At 50.5% G+C, this 17,739-nt stretch carries 18 protein-coding genes; 15 read left to right on the plus strand and 3 right to left on the minus strand.

Annotation, left to right across the window (positions count from 1 at the left end):
• On the plus strand, nt 1–1,335 hold the full coding sequence (gene hflX / locus ACWWD9_RS00345) for a GTPase HflX (protein ID WP_013440829.1): 1,335 nt from the start codon (nt 1–3) through the stop codon (nt 1,333–1,335).
• 73 nt (nt 1,336–1,408) lie between these two features.
• Here the strand turns inward: hflX and gyrB are convergent, their stop codons facing one another.
• From gyrB to dnaA, 3 genes are all read right to left on the minus strand, one after another.
• Complete coding sequence (gene gyrB / locus ACWWD9_RS00350) at nt 1,409–3,808, minus strand: DNA topoisomerase (ATP-hydrolyzing) subunit B (RefSeq protein ID WP_015829058.1); 2,400 nt, start codon at nt 3,806–3,808, stop codon at nt 1,409–1,411.
• A 75-nt stretch (nt 3,809–3,883) separates the two neighbouring features.
• Nucleotides 3,884–4,987, minus strand: coding sequence for a DNA polymerase III subunit beta (dnaN, locus tag ACWWD9_RS00355; RefSeq protein WP_015829057.1), 1,104 nt, complete (start codon nt 4,985–4,987; stop codon nt 3,884–3,886).
• 246 nt (nt 4,988–5,233) lie between these two features.
• Complete coding sequence (gene dnaA, locus ACWWD9_RS00360) at nt 5,234–6,643, minus strand: chromosomal replication initiator protein DnaA (protein ID WP_455867373.1); 1,410 nt, start codon at nt 6,641–6,643, stop codon at nt 5,234–5,236.
• Between the two features lie 270 nt (nt 6,644–6,913).
• Here dnaA and rpmH point away from each other — a divergent pair, with 270 nt between their 5' ends.
• From rpmH to ACWWD9_RS00430, 14 genes are all read left to right on the plus strand, one after another.
• Nucleotides 6,914–7,048 (plus strand): 50S ribosomal protein L34, encoded by a 135-nt coding sequence (rpmH, locus tag ACWWD9_RS00365; protein ID WP_045751845.1) that lies wholly within the window; start codon nt 6,914–6,916, stop codon nt 7,046–7,048.
• A gap of 4 nt (nt 7,049–7,052) precedes the next feature.
• Complete coding sequence (gene rnpA, locus ACWWD9_RS00370) at nt 7,053–7,454, plus strand: ribonuclease P protein component (RefSeq protein WP_238525322.1); 402 nt, start codon at nt 7,053–7,055, stop codon at nt 7,452–7,454.
• Entirely contained in the window at nt 7,451–7,669 is a 219-nt protein-coding gene (yidD, locus tag ACWWD9_RS00375) for a membrane protein insertion efficiency factor YidD (protein ID WP_455867374.1), read from the plus strand. Before rnpA ends, yidD begins: the two co-directional genes overlap by 4 nt.
• Nucleotides 7,670–7,726: 57 nt before the next feature.
• Nucleotides 7,727–9,376, plus strand: a complete 1,650-nt coding sequence (gene yidC / locus ACWWD9_RS00380) for a membrane protein insertase YidC (RefSeq protein WP_013443530.1) — start codon at nt 7,727–7,729, stop codon at nt 9,374–9,376.
• Nucleotides 9,363–10,703: a tRNA uridine-5-carboxymethylaminomethyl(34) synthesis GTPase MnmE gene (gene mnmE / locus ACWWD9_RS00385; protein WP_455867375.1), complete on the plus strand. Its 1,341-nt coding sequence runs from the start codon at nt 9,363–9,365 to the stop codon at nt 10,701–10,703. The genes yidC and mnmE overlap by 14 nt, the downstream gene beginning before the upstream one ends.
• A gap of 149 nt (nt 10,704–10,852) precedes the next feature.
• Complete coding sequence (gene mnmG, locus ACWWD9_RS00390) at nt 10,853–12,748, plus strand: tRNA uridine-5-carboxymethylaminomethyl(34) synthesis enzyme MnmG (RefSeq protein WP_455867376.1); 1,896 nt, start codon at nt 10,853–10,855, stop codon at nt 12,746–12,748.
• Nucleotides 12,745–13,404 carry a 16S rRNA (guanine(527)-N(7))-methyltransferase RsmG gene (gene rsmG / locus ACWWD9_RS00395; RefSeq protein ID WP_455867377.1) on the plus strand — a complete coding sequence of 220 codons (660 nt, stop codon included), beginning with the start codon at nt 12,745–12,747 and terminating at the stop codon, nt 13,402–13,404. The genes mnmG and rsmG overlap by 4 nt, the downstream gene beginning before the upstream one ends.
• 3 nt (nt 13,405–13,407) lie before the next feature.
• Nucleotides 13,408–14,190 (plus strand): ParA family protein, encoded by a 783-nt coding sequence (locus ACWWD9_RS00400; protein WP_013443526.1) that lies wholly within the window; start codon nt 13,408–13,410, stop codon nt 14,188–14,190.
• A 9-nt stretch (nt 14,191–14,199) separates the two neighbouring features.
• Nucleotides 14,200–15,051, plus strand: a complete 852-nt coding sequence (locus ACWWD9_RS00405; protein ID WP_013443525.1) for a ParB/RepB/Spo0J family partition protein — start codon at nt 14,200–14,202, stop codon at nt 15,049–15,051.
• A 106-nt stretch (nt 15,052–15,157) separates the two neighbouring features.
• Nucleotides 15,158–15,529 carry an ATP synthase subunit I gene (locus ACWWD9_RS00410; RefSeq protein ID WP_013443524.1) on the plus strand — a complete coding sequence of 124 codons (372 nt, stop codon included), beginning with the start codon at nt 15,158–15,160 and terminating at the stop codon, nt 15,527–15,529.
• A 9-nt stretch (nt 15,530–15,538) separates the two neighbouring features.
• Entirely contained in the window at nt 15,539–16,342 is an 804-nt protein-coding gene (gene atpB, locus ACWWD9_RS00415; protein ID WP_015831244.1) for a F0F1 ATP synthase subunit A, read from the plus strand.
• Nucleotides 16,343–16,394: 52 nt separating this feature from the next.
• Entirely contained in the window at nt 16,395–16,670 is a 276-nt protein-coding gene (atpE, locus tag ACWWD9_RS00420) for a F0F1 ATP synthase subunit C (RefSeq protein ID WP_015831243.1), read from the plus strand.
• A gap of 47 nt (nt 16,671–16,717) precedes the next feature.
• The gene (locus ACWWD9_RS00425; RefSeq protein ID WP_013443521.1) at nt 16,718–17,188 is read left to right on the plus strand and encodes a F0F1 ATP synthase subunit B; all 471 of its coding nucleotides are present in this window, start codon (nt 16,718–16,720) and stop codon (nt 17,186–17,188) included.
• A 7-nt stretch (nt 17,189–17,195) separates the two neighbouring features.
• The gene (locus ACWWD9_RS00430; RefSeq protein ID WP_013443520.1) at nt 17,196–17,732 is read left to right on the plus strand and encodes a F0F1 ATP synthase subunit delta; all 537 of its coding nucleotides are present in this window, start codon (nt 17,196–17,198) and stop codon (nt 17,730–17,732) included.
• Nucleotides 17,733–17,739 lie beyond the last annotated feature (7 nt).

The raw sequence follows: 17,739 nt of genomic DNA on the forward strand, positions 1-17,739 counted from the left end.
ATGCAAACAGAAGTAAAAGACGCTCCAAAGTACGCCATTGTCGCCTCCGTGCAATTACCCAGTGTCAGCGACATTGAGTTTGAGGCATCCCTCACCGAACTGCGGGAACTTGCCAAAACGCTGGGCTACCATGTGGTCCATACCTTTGTGCAAAAGCGCGGCAGTTTTGATACCACGGCTTATCTCGGCATTGGCAAACGTCAGGAAATCCAGGCCTGGGTCAACCATGAAAACGAAATCGCCGAGCAGGAAGACGCTCCCGCAGATAGCCATCTCATCGAGGCTATTCTGGTTGACCATGAAATCTCGCCCTCCCAGGCGCGCAACCTGGAAAAAGAAACGGGCTGTGAAGTCATGGACCGCACGATGGTGATCCTGGAAATCTTCCACCGGAATGCCCGTTCACGGGCGGCCAAAGCCCAGGTAGAGATTGCACGCCTGGGATACATGGCACCCAGACTGCGTGAAGCCGCCAAGCTTGCTGGGCCACAGGGCCGCCAGCGTAGCGGTGTCGGTGGCCGCGGTGCGGGGGAATCCTCTACTGAGCTGGACCGCCGCAAGATACGCGACCGCATCGCCGAGCTACAGCTGGAAATATTGGCGATGGAGGCTGAACGCAAAACACAGCGCGCGAGGAGGCAACAGCGGCAAGGCCTCACCAGCGTTGCACTCGTAGGCTATACCAATGCCGGCAAATCCACGCTGATGCGTGCCCTTACTGGCAGTGAAGTGCTGGTGGCCAACAAACTTTTTGCCACATTGGACACCACCGTGCGCACGCTCTATCCGGAAAGCGTACCGCGCGTGCTGGTCAGCGATACCGTAGGCTTCATCAAAAACCTGCCCCACGGTCTGGTCGCGTCCTTCAAATCCACACTGGATGAAGCACTGGATGCCGCACTGCTGCTACATGTGATCGACGCCAGCGACCCCGGTTTTGAACGTCAGCTGGAAGTAACAGACAAGGTGCTTGAGGAAATCAACGCCGATGATGTCCCGCGCATCCGCGTCTTCAATAAAATCGATCACGTGGGCGATGCAGCAGCGCAGGCCGAGCGCGAAGCCGCCCTCAAAGCCCAATACCCTGACTGTGTGGTCATGAGCGCCCGTCGGCCTGACGATGTCGCCAGGCTGCATAAGATGATCGTGGCGTTTTTCCAGCGTGACCTGATTGAGACGGAAATTTTTGTACCCTGGGCCCAGCAACAACTTTTAGGCGAAATCTATGCGACCTGCCAGGTAAGGGGCGAGCGCTCGGATGAGCAAGGAACATTCTTCCAGATATGTGGTGAAGCTTCGGTATTGGAAAGATTGCAGCAAAAACTGTCTGACTAGTTCTATCAATAGTACTGAACGTAAAAAAGCGGCCTTTAGGCCGCTTTTTTAATAGCTAAATCAAGCTAAGTAATTAAATATCCAGGTTATTTACACCAAGTGCATTACTTTCAATGAAGGCACGGCGTGGTTCTACCTGGTCGCCCATCAAGGTGGTGAAAATCTCGTCCGCGGCAATCGCATCGTCGATCTGCACTTTTAACAAGCGGCGCACGGTCGGGTCCATGGTGGTTTCCCAAAGCTGTTCCGGGTTCATTTCGCCCAAGCCTTTGTAGCGCTGAATATTGAGGTTGTGCTTGGCTTCTTCCAGCAACCAGTCAAGCGCTGCCTTGAAGTTGCTGACAGGCTGCGATTTTTCACCGCGTTTGATGCTGGCGCCCTCACCCAGCAGGCCTTGCAGCATGACCGACATCTTGCTGATCTGGCGGTAATCGCCGCTGGCGAGGAAGTCGGTATCGACTACGCAGGATTGCAAATTACCGTGCACATATTTGTTCACTTCCAGGCGATAGGTCCCGGTTTCCAAGTCTTGTGCCACAATAACTTCAGATCCGGTGTGACCCAGCAATGGACGCAATTTTTCAGCGACGGCATTGGCATTGGCTTCTGTATCCAGCTCGACGGTGCCTTCTACATTTTGCAGGGCTCGCAGCACGCTTTCATCGTAAAGAGAGGCCAGACGGCGGATAACCGCCTCGGTGAGCACCATTTGCTTGGCAATTTCAGCCAGTTGTTCGCCTGCCAGCGTTTCTCCACCTTCTCGTGTCAACAGCTCGGCACCCTTGAGCGAAGATTGCAGCAGGTATTGATCCAGTTCCTGCTGATCCTTGAGATAACGTTCATCCTTGCCCTGCTTGACCTTGTAGAGCGGTGGCTGGGCAATATAGATATGGCCGCGTTCCACCAGTTCCGTCATTTGACGGTAGAAGAATGTTAGCAACAAGGTACGGATGTGGGCACCATCAACGTCAGCATCGGTCATGATGATGATGCGGTGGTAACGCAGCTTGTCGGCACTAAAGTCGTCTTTGCCTATGCCTGTGCCCATGGCAGTAATCAGGGTGGCAATTTCCTGCGAGGACAATAGCTTGTCGAAGCGGGCTTTTTCCACATTCAGGATCTTACCCTTCAGCGGCAAAATGGCCTGGAATTTGCGATCACGGCCTTGCTTGGCAGAACCACCTGCGGAGTCCCCCTCCACCAGGTAAAGCTCGCATTTGGTTGGGTCACGTTCCTGGCAGTCGGCCAGTTTACCCGGCAAACCCATGGTATCCATAGCGCCCTTGCGGCGTGTCATTTCACGCGCCTTGCGGGCAGCATCGCGTGCCCGGGCAGCATCAATGATCTTGTTACAGATCACTTTGGCATCGACTGGGTTTTCCAGCAGAAACTCGGCAAGCTTGGCGGCCACTACTTCCTGCACTACTGGCTGAACTTCGCCAGACACCAGTTTATCTTTGGTTTGTGAAGAGAATTTTGGCTCGGGGACTTTGACGGACAGAACGCAAGTCAAGCCTTCACGCATGTCATCGCCCGTGGTTTCAATTTTCGCTTTTTTGGCGAGTTCGTTTTGCTCAATGTAGTTATTGAGTGTCCGTGTCATCGCCGTGCGCAAGCCGGTCAGGTGAGTACCACCATCGCGTTGCGGAATGTTGTTGGTAAAGCATTGCACGGTTTCCGCATAGGAGTCATTCCACTGCATGGAAACTTCAATAGTCATGCCATCTTTTTCGCCCACTGCATAGAACGGCTTGGGATGCAGCACGGTTTTGCTGCGGTTCATGTATTCCACAAAGCCGCGTACACCACCTGAATGGGCAAAGTTTTCAGACTTGCCATTGCGTTGGTCAATGAGCTCGATCTTGACACCGTTATTCAGGAAAGACAGTTCACGAATGCGCTTGGCCAGTATTTCGAAGTGAAATTCCACAAGACCAAAGGTTTCGATAGAGGCCAGGAAGTGAACTTCAGTGCCTTTACGCTCCGTGGTGCCGGTAATCGCCAGTGGAGCAACAGCTTCACCACGGCGGAATTCCATCTGATGCACTTGGCCATTGCGGTAAATTTTTAGCTTAAGCCAGTCAGACAAGGCATTTACGACGGAAACACCCACGCCATGCAGACCACCAGACACTTTGTAAGAGTTTTGATCAAACTTGCCGCCTGCATGCAGCTCGGTCATTACAATTTCAGCAGCCGAGCGTTTTACCGCCTTGATGTCATCATGTTTGATATCGGTAGGAATACCGCGACCATTATCAGAAACGCTGACGGAATTATCCGGATGGATAATCACCTTGATGTCATCGCAATGTCCGGCCAACGCTTCATCGATCGCATTATCTAGCACCTCGAATACCATATGGTGTAATCCACTCCCATCGGACGTGTCACCAATGTACATGCCTGGACGCTTGCGTACTGCGTCCAGACCTTCAAGAATCTTAATACTGGATGAATCGTAGTCTGTCATGCTTTTGTCTTTTCAAAGTTTCACGTGAAACACTTAAATCTAATGAAATCTACTGCAGGTCTTTAAACCGATGATTTAAATTCGCATCGGCATAACAACGTATTTGTAGGTTTCGTCATCTGCTACCGTTACCAGGCAGCTGCTGTTTGCATCCGCAAACGAGAAAGTCACGCTATCGCAATTCACATTATTCAGCACATCAATCATGTAGGTCACATTGAAGCCGATGTCCAGTGAATCTCCTGCGTAGGCAATCTCCAGTTCCTCTTCTGCTTCTTCCTGCTCGCTGTTCGTGCTGATCAAACGCAGACTGTCGCTTCCAAGCACCATGCGAATACCACGGTACTTTTCATTTGACAGAATGGAAGCACGTTGCATGGCCAGCAGAATGGTCATGCGGTCAACGTTAAAGCTGTTTTTGTGCCCTACCGGAATTACGCGTGTGTAATCAGGGAATTTGCCATCAATTACTTTGGAGATGAGTTTGATATCGCCAAACGAGAAATTCACCTGCCCACTGGCAATCTCAATAGTGACATCTTCTTCGCTGTCATCCAGCAGTTTGATTAACTCAATCACTGTCTTGCGTGGGAGGATAAGCTCTTGTTTTTCGTAGCTTTGTGCGAGCTCTGTTGAGGTAAAACTCAATCGGTGGCCATCTGTACCCACGACATTCAGGCGATTACCGTTGACCTCGAACAGTAATCCATTCAGATAGTAACGTATATCTTGCTGCGCCATGGCAAATTCTACTTGCTTGAATAAGCGCTTGAGCGATTTCTGATCGATGGTTACGACGGTGTATGTCGTACCGGTCGCTTTCGTCATGACCGGATAATCAGCAGCGGGCAAGGTTTGCAGGTTAAACCGGCTTTTCCCTGTTTTTACCTGGATACGGCTTTCTGCCGTTGCCATGGTGATCTCGGCATTCTCTGGCAAGGATCTGCAGATATCCAGCAATTTTTTTGCGGATATAGTGGTGGACAACTCGCCACCTACTGGCGTTTGTAAGGCTAGCGATATTTGCATTTCCAAGTCAGTTGCGGTCAGAACGATTTTCTCGTCCTTTGCTTCCAGCAAAAGGTTGGAAAGTATAGGCAACGTATGCCTTCTTTCTACGATGCTCGTCACAGAAGAGAGGGGTTTTAACAAGGTATCGCGATTTATTTTGATGTTCATGTTTTATAACAATCTAAATAATAAATTCTGTAGTAATAACAATAATGGTGTGAACTTCTGTTGATAACTCGTTTTTTTATAATTAAATCAATTTATTATTTAACTTTTATGTCTGCGTAAAACTAGCAATACTGCTGTGGATAAAATGTTACTTATTCTACCCTTTTATTAAAATCGCGCCTAACCTGCATTTACGTACACAACTTATCCACGGCTTAACTTAGCTCAGATCACCCTACTCTCGCCTTAATCACGAATCACCTGGGTAAGAAAAGCGATATCTCGTGCAACATTGGGGTCATTCTGGCGTAACTGCTCAACTTCTTCACATGCGTGCATGACAGTCGTGTGATGCCGACTACCAAAGGCTTCTCCTATTTCTGGAAAGCTGTGGTTGGTCAGTTCCCGAGCGAGTGCCATGGCGATCTGCCGGGGACGTGCAAAGTTGCGTGAGCGTTTTTTACTATACATTTCAGCAACTTTGATCTTGTAGTAGTCGGCCACGGTTTTTTGGATATTCTCCATCGTGATCTGACGCCCACGTACCGCAATCAGGTCTTTCAGCGCATCTTTTGCCAGGTGAACATCAATCGGGTTACCAGTAAAGTTAGCCATGGCCACAATCCGGTTTAACGCCCCTTCCAGTTCGCGCACACTGGATCTTACTTGCTTCGCAATAAAGAAGGCGACGTCCTCATGTAGTACAAACTTGGCTTCCTCGGCCTTTTTAAGCAGGATGGCAACACGCATTTCCAGTTCCGGAGGCTCTACCGCGACGGTCAACCCCCAGCTGAAGCGGGTGCGCAAGCGTTCATCCACATCCACGATTTCCTTGGGATAGGTATCGCAGGTAATGATGATCTGCTTTTTCGCTTCAATTAACGAGTTGAATGCATAGAAGAACTCTTCCTGGGTCCGGCTTTTCTTGGCGAAGAATTGAATATCATCGATCAACAATAGATCCAGTGAATGATATTGGCGTTTGAATTCATCAAACGCTTTCAGTTCATAGGCTTTAACCACATCAGACACATACCGCTCCGCATGCAGATAACGGATCTTGGCATCCGGGCGATTCATTTTCAGATGGTTGCCTATCGCTTGCAGCAAATGCGTTTTACCCAAGCCCACGCCACCGTAGATGAATAAAGGGTTATAGGCAGTCCCGGGATTTTCCGCCACTTGCAGGGCGGCTGCGCGCGCTAACTGGTTGGCACGGCCCGTCACGAAGTTATCGAAATTGAAGGCGCTGTTGAGACCGCTAGGATTGCCGTGCGGTTTGCTTTTTTTGGACTCAACATTTTTTGCCGCGGGTTTTTTTGCGAGGGGTTCCTGAAGGAACGGCGCTGCGGCCTCTTCTACCTTAAGGTCAGCAGAGGCAGTCTTAACGACTGGGGCTGCCATTTGCTTCTTCATTGAGGGGTCTTGCAGCCCCAGTTCGATTTCAACCGGATGCTGTATCAATTCTTCGGCGAGATTCTGGATACGAGGTAGAAAGCGGTCTTTCACCCATTGCTGGACGAAGCGATTCGGCGCAAATAACCGCAAGGTATGGTTATGCGTCTCAAAATGTAACGGCTTGATCCAGGTATTGAATTGCTGAGCTGACAGTTCCTGCTCAAAGCGGCCCAGACAGATAGACCAAAAATTTTCCATCGGTTGCCCGATTCCTCAACTGATAGCAAATATGGAATTTGCCCGAATGCTTGTATTCTTGTTTTCGAGCACCAGAGCCGCCACTGGCACCGATTGGAGACGGCGTGACGGCAAGGGATTCATTCTAGCGGGTTTAATTAAACTTATCCACAAGCAATCCATAAGCAAATGTGGATAAGGATTAACTTGAAATAAACATTGACAGGGTGCTGTTATATCAGGTTAAATTACGCCCTTTGTTTAGAAACGCACAGAAGTCGGAGATTCACAATGAAACGTACATACCAGCCTTCGAAAGTTCGTCGCGCTCGCACTCATGGTTTCTTGGTGCGCATGAAAACCCGTGGTGGCCGTGCAGTAATTGCAGCGCGTCGTGCCAAGGGTCGTGCTCGTCTAGCTGTATAAGTGTGTGACGATATCGGTTAATCCAGTTTTGGCTACGCCAAAGTTTGGTTTTCCTAGCCGAGTTAGAATTATTAAAACGGATGATTTTTCATCCGTTTTTAATTTCCGCAAGCGTATTTCCGGTCATTATCTCGCCATACATTACCAATATAATTCCCTGGACACGCCAAGGCTTGGCCTGATTGTAGGCAAGAAAATAGCCAAACGCGCTGTAGACAGAAATTACATGAAGCGCGTTCTTCGAGAGCAGTTTCGGTTACATCAGCACGATATTGCTTCTCTGGATCTGGTCGTGCGAGTTCAGCGGGCCTATGAACCAGGCGATTACCCTAGCCTTGTTGGTGAGTTTTGCGAATTGCTGCAAAAACTGGGGAAACAGATCGAAAAGCGGAAATCAATGTCATGAGCTTACTGGCGAAAGCCTTGGTCGCTATCATTCGGCTTTACCAGGTAGCTTTAAGCCCTTATTTTGGGCAACAGTGCCGGTTCAGCCCGACATGTTCTCAATATACGATAGAGGCGATTAATAAGTACGGTGCTGTATCCGGCTTAGCCTACGGTGTCCGTCGTATCGGAAAATGCCATCCCTGGCATCCAGGTGGGCATGATCCTGTGCCCTGATATTTGCAGGAAATCAAGCAAGTCATTCATGCATTTCAACATTAAGATAAGTGAGTTATGGATACCAAGCGTCTGATTTTATTTGTTATTTTCTCTTTCTCTATCCTGATGTTGTGGGATGCCTGGCAACGCGAGCATACGCCGCCACCCGAGACGGTGACGGCTGAAGCGGCCACCGATAATAGTGTTCCCCATGCTGAAAAATTACCAGGCGCCAAAGCGGCGGCTGATATGCCTAAAGAGTCCGGTTTCCGTCTGCAAACAGCAGATCGTATTCAAGTGGAAACGGATGTTTATAAAGCGGTCATCGACACTACTGGCGGAGATTTGCGTCGTCTGGAGTTGCTGAAGCACCGTGCTGATAATTCCACGACAGAAAACTTTGTGCTGCTGGATGACCGTGCGGCTCCTATGGTCTATGTTGCGCAGAGTGGCTTGATTGGTCAGGGCTTGCCTAATCACAAAACGGTATTTACTGCAGAAGCTAGCAATTACCAACTGGCAGCGGGTAGCGATACGCTTGAAGTACGTTTGACGGCGGCGAGTGCCGATGGCGTCAAGGTCGACAAAATCTATACCTTCCACCGTGACAGCTATGTCATCAATCTGCGTTATGAAATTCATAACGAAAGCGCCAGCCCGATTGATCCTACGGTTTACTATCAGGTGGTGCATGACACGGAGTCCAATCAGGGCTCACACATGATGCCTACCTTTACCGGTGGAGCTTATTTCACCCAAGCTGACAAATTCAAAAAGCTATCCTTCAAGGATATGGGCAAGAACGACTTGTCCAAGACCACCAGTGATGGCTGGGTTGGGCTGTTGCAGCACTATTTCGTGAGTGCCTGGATTCCCAAGGAAGGCGTGACACGTCAGTTTTACAGCAAGAAGCTGGCTGACAATATCTATTCTATTGGTACCAAAAGTGATATCGGTGTGATTGCTCCAGGAGCTAGCGCCGAGGTTGAAGCCCGCTATTACGCCGGCCCACAAAATCAGGAAGTCATGAAGCAAGTTGCCCCTGGTCTTGAATACACGGTGGATTACGGTTGGCTTACGATCATTGCATCCCCTCTATTCTGGATTCTGTCCAAGATTGAGAGCGTGGTGCACAACTGGGGTGTCGCGATTATCCTGCTTACTGTCATGATCAAGCTCGCATTCTATCCTCTCTCTGCGGCCAGCTATCGCTCCATGGCGCACATGCGTGAACTTGCACCCCGCTTGCAACGCCTGAAAGAGCAATACGGCGATGACCGCCAAAAAATGCAAGTTGCCATGATGGAGTTGTACAAGACAGAGAAGATCAACCCGATGGGCGGCTGCTTGCCCATCCTGGTGCAAATTCCTGTGTTTATCTCCCTTTACTGGGTACTGTTAGGTAGTGTGGAAATGCGGCATGCTCCTTTCATGCTGTGGATACATGACCTCTCCGCCATCGATCCTTACTATGTGCTGCCTATCCTCATGGGCGCCACCATGATTATCCAGACGCGCTTGAACCCGACGCCTACGGATCCGGTCCAGGCCAAGGTCATGATGATCATGCCTATCGTATTCAGCGTCTTCTTCTTCTTCTTCCCGGCAGGTCTGGTGCTGTACTGGCTGGTAAATAACGTGTTGTCGATTGCTCAGCAATGGCATATCAATCGTAGTACGGAGCGTGCTACTGCGCTGAAGAAAAAAGGAAATGGCCGTCGTTGATACGATAGCCGCCATTGCCACTGCCCCTGGTTCCGGGGGCATAGGCGTGGTTCGCATCTCCGGCCCGGCCTCCGCACAGATTGCTGCTGCGGTGCTGGGCCACTGCCCTCCCCCCCGGCATGCTGCCTATCTGCCATTTAAAGAAGCAGATGGCCAACTAATCGATAGCGGCATCGCTATCTTTTATGCAGGGCCTCACTCCTACACGGGAGAAGATGTGCTTGAGTTGCAGGCCCATGGCGGCCCCGCGCTCATGCAGCTTCTACTGCTTCGTTGCTTGCAATTGGGCGCACGTCAGGCTGAACCAGGCGAGTTTACCCGGCGCGCATTCCTGAATGACAAGCTTGATCTGGCACAAGCTGAAGCGGTTGCTGACGTGATCAATGCCGCTACTGCAGAAGCAGCCCGAAGTGCTGTTCGTTCTCTTTCTGGCGAATTTTCCCGCTATATTCAAGATCTTCTCGAGTCGCTCATTAATCTGCGCATGTACGTAGAAGCCTGCCTGGACTTTCCCGAGGAGGATATCGATTTTATAAGCCAGGGCCGTGTGGCCGAAAAACTGCAAAACATTGCCGATGCACTTGAACTGGTTTTCAAAGGGGCACGCCAAGGGAATCTGCTGCGCGAAGGAATACAGGTAGTACTGGTAGGTCAGCCGAATGTCGGTAAATCCAGTTTGATGAATCAATTGGCTGGGGAAGAAGTCGCGATTGTTACCCCTATTGCCGGTACGACCCGTGACACCATAAAGAATGTGGTGCAAATTGAAGGTGTTCCCCTGCACCTGATTGATACCGCCGGCCTGCGCGAAACCGAAGACGAAGTCGAAAAGCAGGGAATTGCGCGAACATGGCGAGCTCTAGAAAACGCGAATGCCGCATTATTATTGGTCGATGCAGCTCATGGTATTACCGAGACAGAAAAATCGATTCTAGAGCGATTGCCAGCGAATTTACCCAAAATATGGGTCCACAACAAAATTGATCTGCATTCGGAGCAGCCTCGCCAGCGAGAGCACGAGGGTGAGCTGCATCTGTATATCTCGGCCAAGCTGGGCTTGGGGCTTGATGCCCTTAAGGCACATTTGCTGAAGATTGCAGGTTGGCAACCCGCGGGTGAAAGTATTTTTATGGCACGCACTCGTCACTTGCAAGCCTTGCAAATGGTGCAAGGCCATTTGCAAAACGCAGGTGTATATCTGGAGCAGCCAGAATTATTAGCGGAAGAGTTGCGCCTTGCTCAGCACGCCTTGAGTTCAATTACGGGGGAATTTACACCGGATGATCTATTGGGCGAAATTTTCAGCCGTTTCTGCATAGGCAAGTAGATTTTTTCTAAATAAATCAAAAATATCTTTAGTATCATGGTGATATATCGCATTCATAAATGATTCATTTGTGTTTCACGTGAAACATCCTGACATTGCATGTGCGAATGCGGTATCATTGCCAGCATATTTGCAACTCTCGGATTCTCATGCAATTCCCTGAAAAATTTGATGTTATTGTGGTTGGTGGCGGTCATGCTGGCACCGAAGCCGCACTAGCTAGCGCACGTATGGGGCAAAAAACCTTGCTCCTTACCCACAATATCGAAACCCTGGGTCAAATGTCATGCAACCCGTCCATCGGCGGCATAGGCAAAGGCCATCTGGTGAAGGAAGTGGATGCGCTGGGCGGTGCCATGGCGGCCGCAACAGACGAAGGCGGCATTCAGTTTCGCATTCTTAATTCCAGCAAAGGCCCTGCGGTCAGGGCTACTCGTGCACAGGCTGACCGTGTGCTGTACAAGGCCGCCATTCGCCGTCGTCTGGAAAATCAAGCTAATCTGTGGCTATTTCAACAAGCTGTTGACGATATTATTCTGGATGGAACCCGCGCTGCGGGTGTAGTCACCCAGCTAGGCTTGCGATTTGAATCCAAAGCAGTAGTGCTGACGGCGGGCACATTTCTGGCTGGTCTTGTGCATGTGGGATTGGCCAACTATCAGGCTGGCCGTGCCGGGGATCCGCCAGCAGTCTCCTTGGCAGCCAGGTTGCGAGAAATTGGTTTGCCGGCTGGACGCTTGAAAACAGGCACCCCGCCACGCATCGATGGGCGCACCATCGACTACAGTGTGATGCTTGAGCAGCCTGGAGATGATCCAGTTCCTGTGTTTTCCTTTCTGGGCAACGCCAGTCAACACCCTGCCCAACTGCCCTGCTGGATTACCAGCACGAATGAACGCACGCATGACATCATACGCAGCGGTCTGGATCGTTCACCTATGTACACTGGCGTTATTGAAGGCGTGGGTCCTCGATACTGCCCTTCCGTCGAAGATAAAATCCACCGCTTTGCCGACAAGGAATCTCACCAGATTTTCCTCGAGCCTGAAGGCTTGATGACCAACGAAATCTATCCAAATGGCATCTCGACAAGCTTGCCCTTTGATATTCAATATCAATTGGTTAGATCTATAAAAGGCCTGGAAAATGCGCATATTTTGCGGCCTGGCTATGCTATTGAATACGATTATTACGACCCGCGAGGTTTAAAAAATTCGCTGGAAACCAAGGCTGTTCAAGGCTTGTTCTTTGCCGGTCAGATTAACGGTACTACCGGGTATGAAGAAGCCGCTGCTCAGGGGCTGTTGGCGGGCGCAAATGCGGCACTTTATGCGCAAGAAAAAGACAGTTGGTGCCCAGCGCGTGATCAAGCCTATCTTGGGGTTTTGGTAGATGATCTGATTACCCGCGGTGTGAGTGAGCCCTACCGTATGTTTACCAGCCGCGCAGAATACCGGTTGATGCTGCGTGAAGACAATGCCGATATGCGCTTGACCGAAGCCGGTCGCAGGATAGGCTTGGTAGATGATGCGCGTTGGGAGGCCTTCTCCCGCAAGCAGGAAGCCATACTGCGCGAACAGGAGCGACTGCGTAAAACATATGTGCATCCGGGCCAGGTGAGTGCGGATGTCATGGAAAAAGTGTTGGGGAAGCAAATCGCTCGAGAGTATTCGATGTTCGAGCTTTTGCGTCGCCCGGAAGTGAGTTATGAGGCTTTGCTCACGCTGGCAGACGGGAATGGTGAGCAGGATGAGCAAGTACGTCAGCAGGTTGAAATTGCTGCCAAATATCAAGGCTATATAGACCGTCAGGCGGATGAAATTGAACGTCAGCGCGGTCAGGAAGATACCCGTCTCCCTGCCGATATGGATTACCGCGAAGTGCATGGGCTTTCCATTGAGGCTCAGCAGAAGCTCAATGCACAAAAGCCAGAAACCGTTGGGCAGGCCAGTCGCATTTCGGGGATAACCCCAGCAGCCATTTCCTTGCTGTTAGTGCATCTCAAGCGTCGCAATCGTAGCAAAAAGTCGGACGTCGCCGCATGAGTCAGGCGGAAATACTAGCCTCAGGCATAGCAAATGCCGGATGGGACGTCTCACAGGCCACACAGCAGAAGTTGCTTGATTACCTGGCGCTTTTGCAAAAGTGGAACAAGGTCCATAACCTCACTGCTGTGCGGGATCCAGATGAGATGGTTACCTTGCATTTGCTTGATAGTCTATCGGTATTGCCTCATGTTCAGGCGCTATCACCATCGCGTCTCCTGGACGTGGGCAGCGGCGCTGGTCTGCCTGGCATCATACTCGCGCTTTGCATGCCGGATCTGAAAGTCACCACCATTGATGCCGTGCAAAAAAAAGCCAGTTTCATGCGGCAGGCCAAGGCTGAATTGGGCATTGCCAATCTGGAGGTGATAGCCGGTCGGGTCGAGCAGCATCGGCCTTCGCAAGCTTACGACATTGTGATTTCACGCGCCTTTTCAGAAATTGCCCTGTTTATTAAATTGACGCGCCATTTGATAGCAGAACGTGGTCAATGGCTTGCAATGAAAGGCGTAAATCCGGTTGAAGAGTTAGAAGGAATAGGCATGCCAGAAGCCAAGGTGACGCCTTTGCTTGTACCGGGTCTGGATGCGCAGCGACATCTGGTGACCTTGCCTGCCCAGGAAATGAAATTCACACCTCTTAGCAGAACGGCTTAAATAATGCGGATTTTAGCGATAACGAATCAAAAGGGTGGCGTGGGGAAAACCACGACTTCCGTTAATCTGGCAGCCAGTTTGGCGGCGACCAAGCGCCGTGTGCTGTTGATCGATTTGGACCCTCAGGGAAATGCGACGACGGGTAGTGGTATCGATAAGTCCGCTGTTAAAAATACGGTATACCACGTGCTGATCGGGCAGAAATCCCTGAAAGAGGTTATCCAGCGCTCGGAAAAGGGCGGGTTTGATGTGGCCCCGGCCAATCGCGATCTGGCAGGTGCCGAAGTCGAGCTGGTAAGCGAAATCGCCCGCGAGGTTCGTCTCAAAAATGCGCTGGCATTGCTGGATGGCGAATACGACTATGTATTGATTGACTGCCCTCCTTCCCTGAGTTTGACCACCGTGAATGCACTGACAGCAGCGCATGCCGTCATGATCCCCATGCAGTGTGAGTACTACGCGCTCGAAGGTTTGTCGGATCTGGTTAACACCATCAAAAAAGTACGGGCATATCTAAATCCAACATTGGAAATCGAAGGTTTGTTGCGTACCTTGTTCGATAACCGCAATATGCTGGCCCAGCAGGTATCTGCCGAGCTCGCCAAGCATTTTGGCGACAAAGTCTATAGAACCGTGATCCCGCGTAATGTCAGGCTGGCTGAAGCCCCTAGCTACGGCGTTCCTGTGCTGTTCTATGACAAAGCCTCCAAAGGGGCAAAAGCCTACCTCGCTCTTGCAGGTGAAATCATCAATCGTAAGCCGACTGCCAGTCCGGCTGTAAGTTAAGGAATTCCCATGGTAAAACACAAAGGTCTGGGGCGCGGCCTGGATGCATTATTGTCAGGCGATATGGAAACGGTACGCGATGCCGATACCTTGCGTTCCCTCAAGGTCGGGCAACTGCAGCCCGGCAAATATCAGCCGCGGACACATATGGATCAGGAGTCACTCTCCAGTTTGGCTGACTCGATCAAAGCCCAAGGCATCATGCAGCCTATCGTCGTGCGTTTGTTGAGCGATGAGCATTACGAAATTATTGCTGGTGAGCGTCGTTGGCGCGCTGCGCAGTTGGCTGGTCTGGAAGAAGTGCCTGTGCTGGTGCGGGAAATTGCGGATGAAGCCGCGCTGGCAATGGCGCTGATCGAGAATATTCAGCGCGAAGACCTGAATCCTCTTGAAGAATCCAATGGCATCAAGCGCCTGATTGAAGAGTTCAGCATGACACATGAGGCTGCCGCTCAGGCGGTTGGCCGGTCGCGTAGCGCTGTTACCAATCTGTTGCGGCTGCAAAACCTGCATGGCAATGTGCAGGAGATGCTGATGATAGGCAAGCTGGATATGGGGCATGCGCGTGCCCTCCTCACCTTGCCCGAGGTGAAACAAATTACAGTGGCTGAGCATATTGCCCAGAAAAGCCTGTCGGTGCGTGAGGCTGAGCGCCTGGTAAAGCAGATGCTCAGTGAGCCAAAAGCCAAGCCTGAAAAAACGGTTGATCGTGATGTGCTTGCCTTGCAGGAGGAGGTTTCGCAATCCCTTGGTGCACAGGTTGAAATCAAAGCGAGCAAAAAAGGTGCCGGATTTGTGAAAATCCATTACGCCAATCTGGATCAGCTGGATGATTTTCTAAAACGTCTGAAAGCAGGCTAGTCGTAATTTAGCTTGACTTGCAGCTGATTAAACAAGAAAATCTTGGGTTTTTATGGTCAGGCGCAGCGTGTCTGGCACATAAGATGCTAATGCAGGGTTACGTCGTATGGATGCAGTGCTCAGTCAGATGATAAAAAGGCAGGTAGTGGCGACTGCCTTGGTTGCACTGGTGGCTTACTTGCTCATCGGTTTGCATGGTGCCCTTTCGGCGTTGGCAGGTGGTGGCGCCGCCATATTGGGTAGTTTGGCTGCCGCAAAAAAACTGCAATCAAGCGCTGCTAAAAATACGGCAGGTTCCGCATTGGCTAATTTACTGGTGGCAGAAGTCATCAAAATCGCGGTGATTGCCATCGCACTGTTGCTTGTATTCACGCTCTACCGAAATTTGATACCGTTGGCCTTGATTTTTGGTCTGGGCTCAGCGGCCATCATGTCGGGAGCAGCAATTTTTACTTTAAACGAAAAGAATAACCTTTAGGTTGACGCAATGGCTGCAGAAAAACTTACCCCATCAGAATATATCGGTCACCATCTGTCATTCAATGCCAAGTCCGTAGGCGACGGCAGCTTCTGGGTATTGCATTACGATACCCTGATCATGTCAGCCATCCTGGGTGTGGTCGTGTTTGGCTTCCTTTGGTGGGTAGTGCGTGGCGCTACTTCTGGCGTACCTAGCAAGCGTCAGGCATTCGTTGAGCTTGCAGTCGAGTTCGTTGATGATCAGGTCAAAAGTATTTTCCACGGCAACCGTCATGTATTTCTGGCGCCGCTGGCACTGACGGTGTTTGTATGGGTCCTGTTCATGAATGCCATGGACTTCCTGCCTGTCGACATCATGGCCAAGTTTTATCATGTAATCGGCCTTGAGCACTGGCGTAGCGTCCCAACTTCCGACATCAATGCAACATTTGCGCTCGCGTTGTCGGTCTGGGTGCTGATGATTTTCTTCAGTATCAAAGTCAAAGGCCTGGGTGGCTGGATACACGAACTCTTCTGTTCCCCCTTTGGTACCAATCCCCTGATCTGGCCAGCCAATCTGGCGTTCAACCTCATCGAATACATTTCCAAACCTCTTTCTCACTCACTGCGTCTGTTCGGTAACATGTACGCGGGTGAAATCATTTTCTTGCTGCTGGGTATGTGGGCGGCAACGGGCTTGGCAGGTACCTTCTTTGGTGCATTGCTGGGTGCTGGCTGGGCGATCTTTCACATTCTGATCGTTGTGCTGCAGGCATTTATCTTCATGATGCTGACCGTTGTCTACATTTCGATGGCGCATGAAAGTCACTAAGTCTTTAAACGTTTTAATCAACTACAACTCTCGAAAGCCGAAAGGAAATTAAATGGAGAACTTGCAACTTTTAGCCATGATTCAAGCATACACCGGTGTTGGTATCGGTCTGATCATTGGTCTTGGCGCAGCTGGCGCTTGCGTAGGTATCGGTATCATGTGTGCTAGCTTCCTGGAAGGTGCAGCTCGCCAGCCAGAAATGATTCCAGCTCTGCAAGGTAAAGTGTTCCTGCTGCTGGGTCTGATCGACGCTTCTTTCATTATCGGTGTTGGTCTGGCTATGATGTTTGCTTTCGCAAACCCACTCCTTGCCGTTGTTGCTCAATAACGTTTGATAGTTAATAAGCGGATTGAACTAACAGCTCGGGAGCAAATATGAACATCAACCTGACACTATTTGCGCAGGCCGTCTCCTTTGCCATTCTGATCTGGTTCACAGTGAAGTTTGTCTGGCCTCCTCTTTTGAAGGCTATTGAGACGCGTCAAAAGACCATCGCGGATGGTCTGGCTGCAGGTGAACGTGGTAAACAAGAGCTTGAAGCCGCAACACAGCGTTCGACTGCTGCTGTTGAAGAGGCAAAGCTGAAGGCATCTTCGATCATCGCGCAGGCTGAAAAGCGTGCAACTGACATCATCGAAGAAGCGAAAAACAACGCTAAAGCTGAGGGTGATCGCATCCTTGCTGGTGCCAAGGCAGAAATCGATCAGGAAGTTAACCGTGCGAAGGAAGGTTTGCGCGCTCAGGTTTCAGCATTAGCTGTTGCCGGTGCGGAAAAAATCCTGCGCAAGGAAATCGATGCCAAGGTTCACGCAGACATGCTGAACACCATCGCTAACGAGCTGTAGGAAGATCATGGCTGAAGCGATAACCATTGCAAGACCTTATGCCGTAGCGGCTTTCCGCTTGGCAAAGGAAAAGAACGCACTCGCGAACTGGTCTGACATGCTGAATTTCGTTGCGCAAGTCGTAGCGAATGAGCAGATGAAGGCTTATATCGATGATCCCAAGGTCAATGCAGCTGATATTGAAAAGGCTGTACTGACCGTGGCCAGCGGCAAAATTGATGACCAGGTAACTAACCTGATCAAGCTGCTGGTGGAATATCGTCGCCTGGCTGTCATGCCAGACATCGCCGCTGCGTTTGATGAACTGAAAGCGCAAGATGAAGGCGTGCTTGAAGCTGAAATTACCGCCGCATCCCAACCTAGCGACGCCGATATTGCCGGCGTGGTGAAGCGTCTGGAAGCCAAGTTTGGTAAGAAGGTCGAAGCAAGCGTTAAAGTGGATCCGGAATTATTAGGCGGCATCAAGATTGTAGTCGGCGATACGGTAATAGACGCATCCGTACGTGGCCAATTACAACAGTTGGCCTACACGCTGAAAGGTTAGGAGAGAA

This window comes from Methylovorus sp. SPW-M1, from assembly GCF_053848825.1.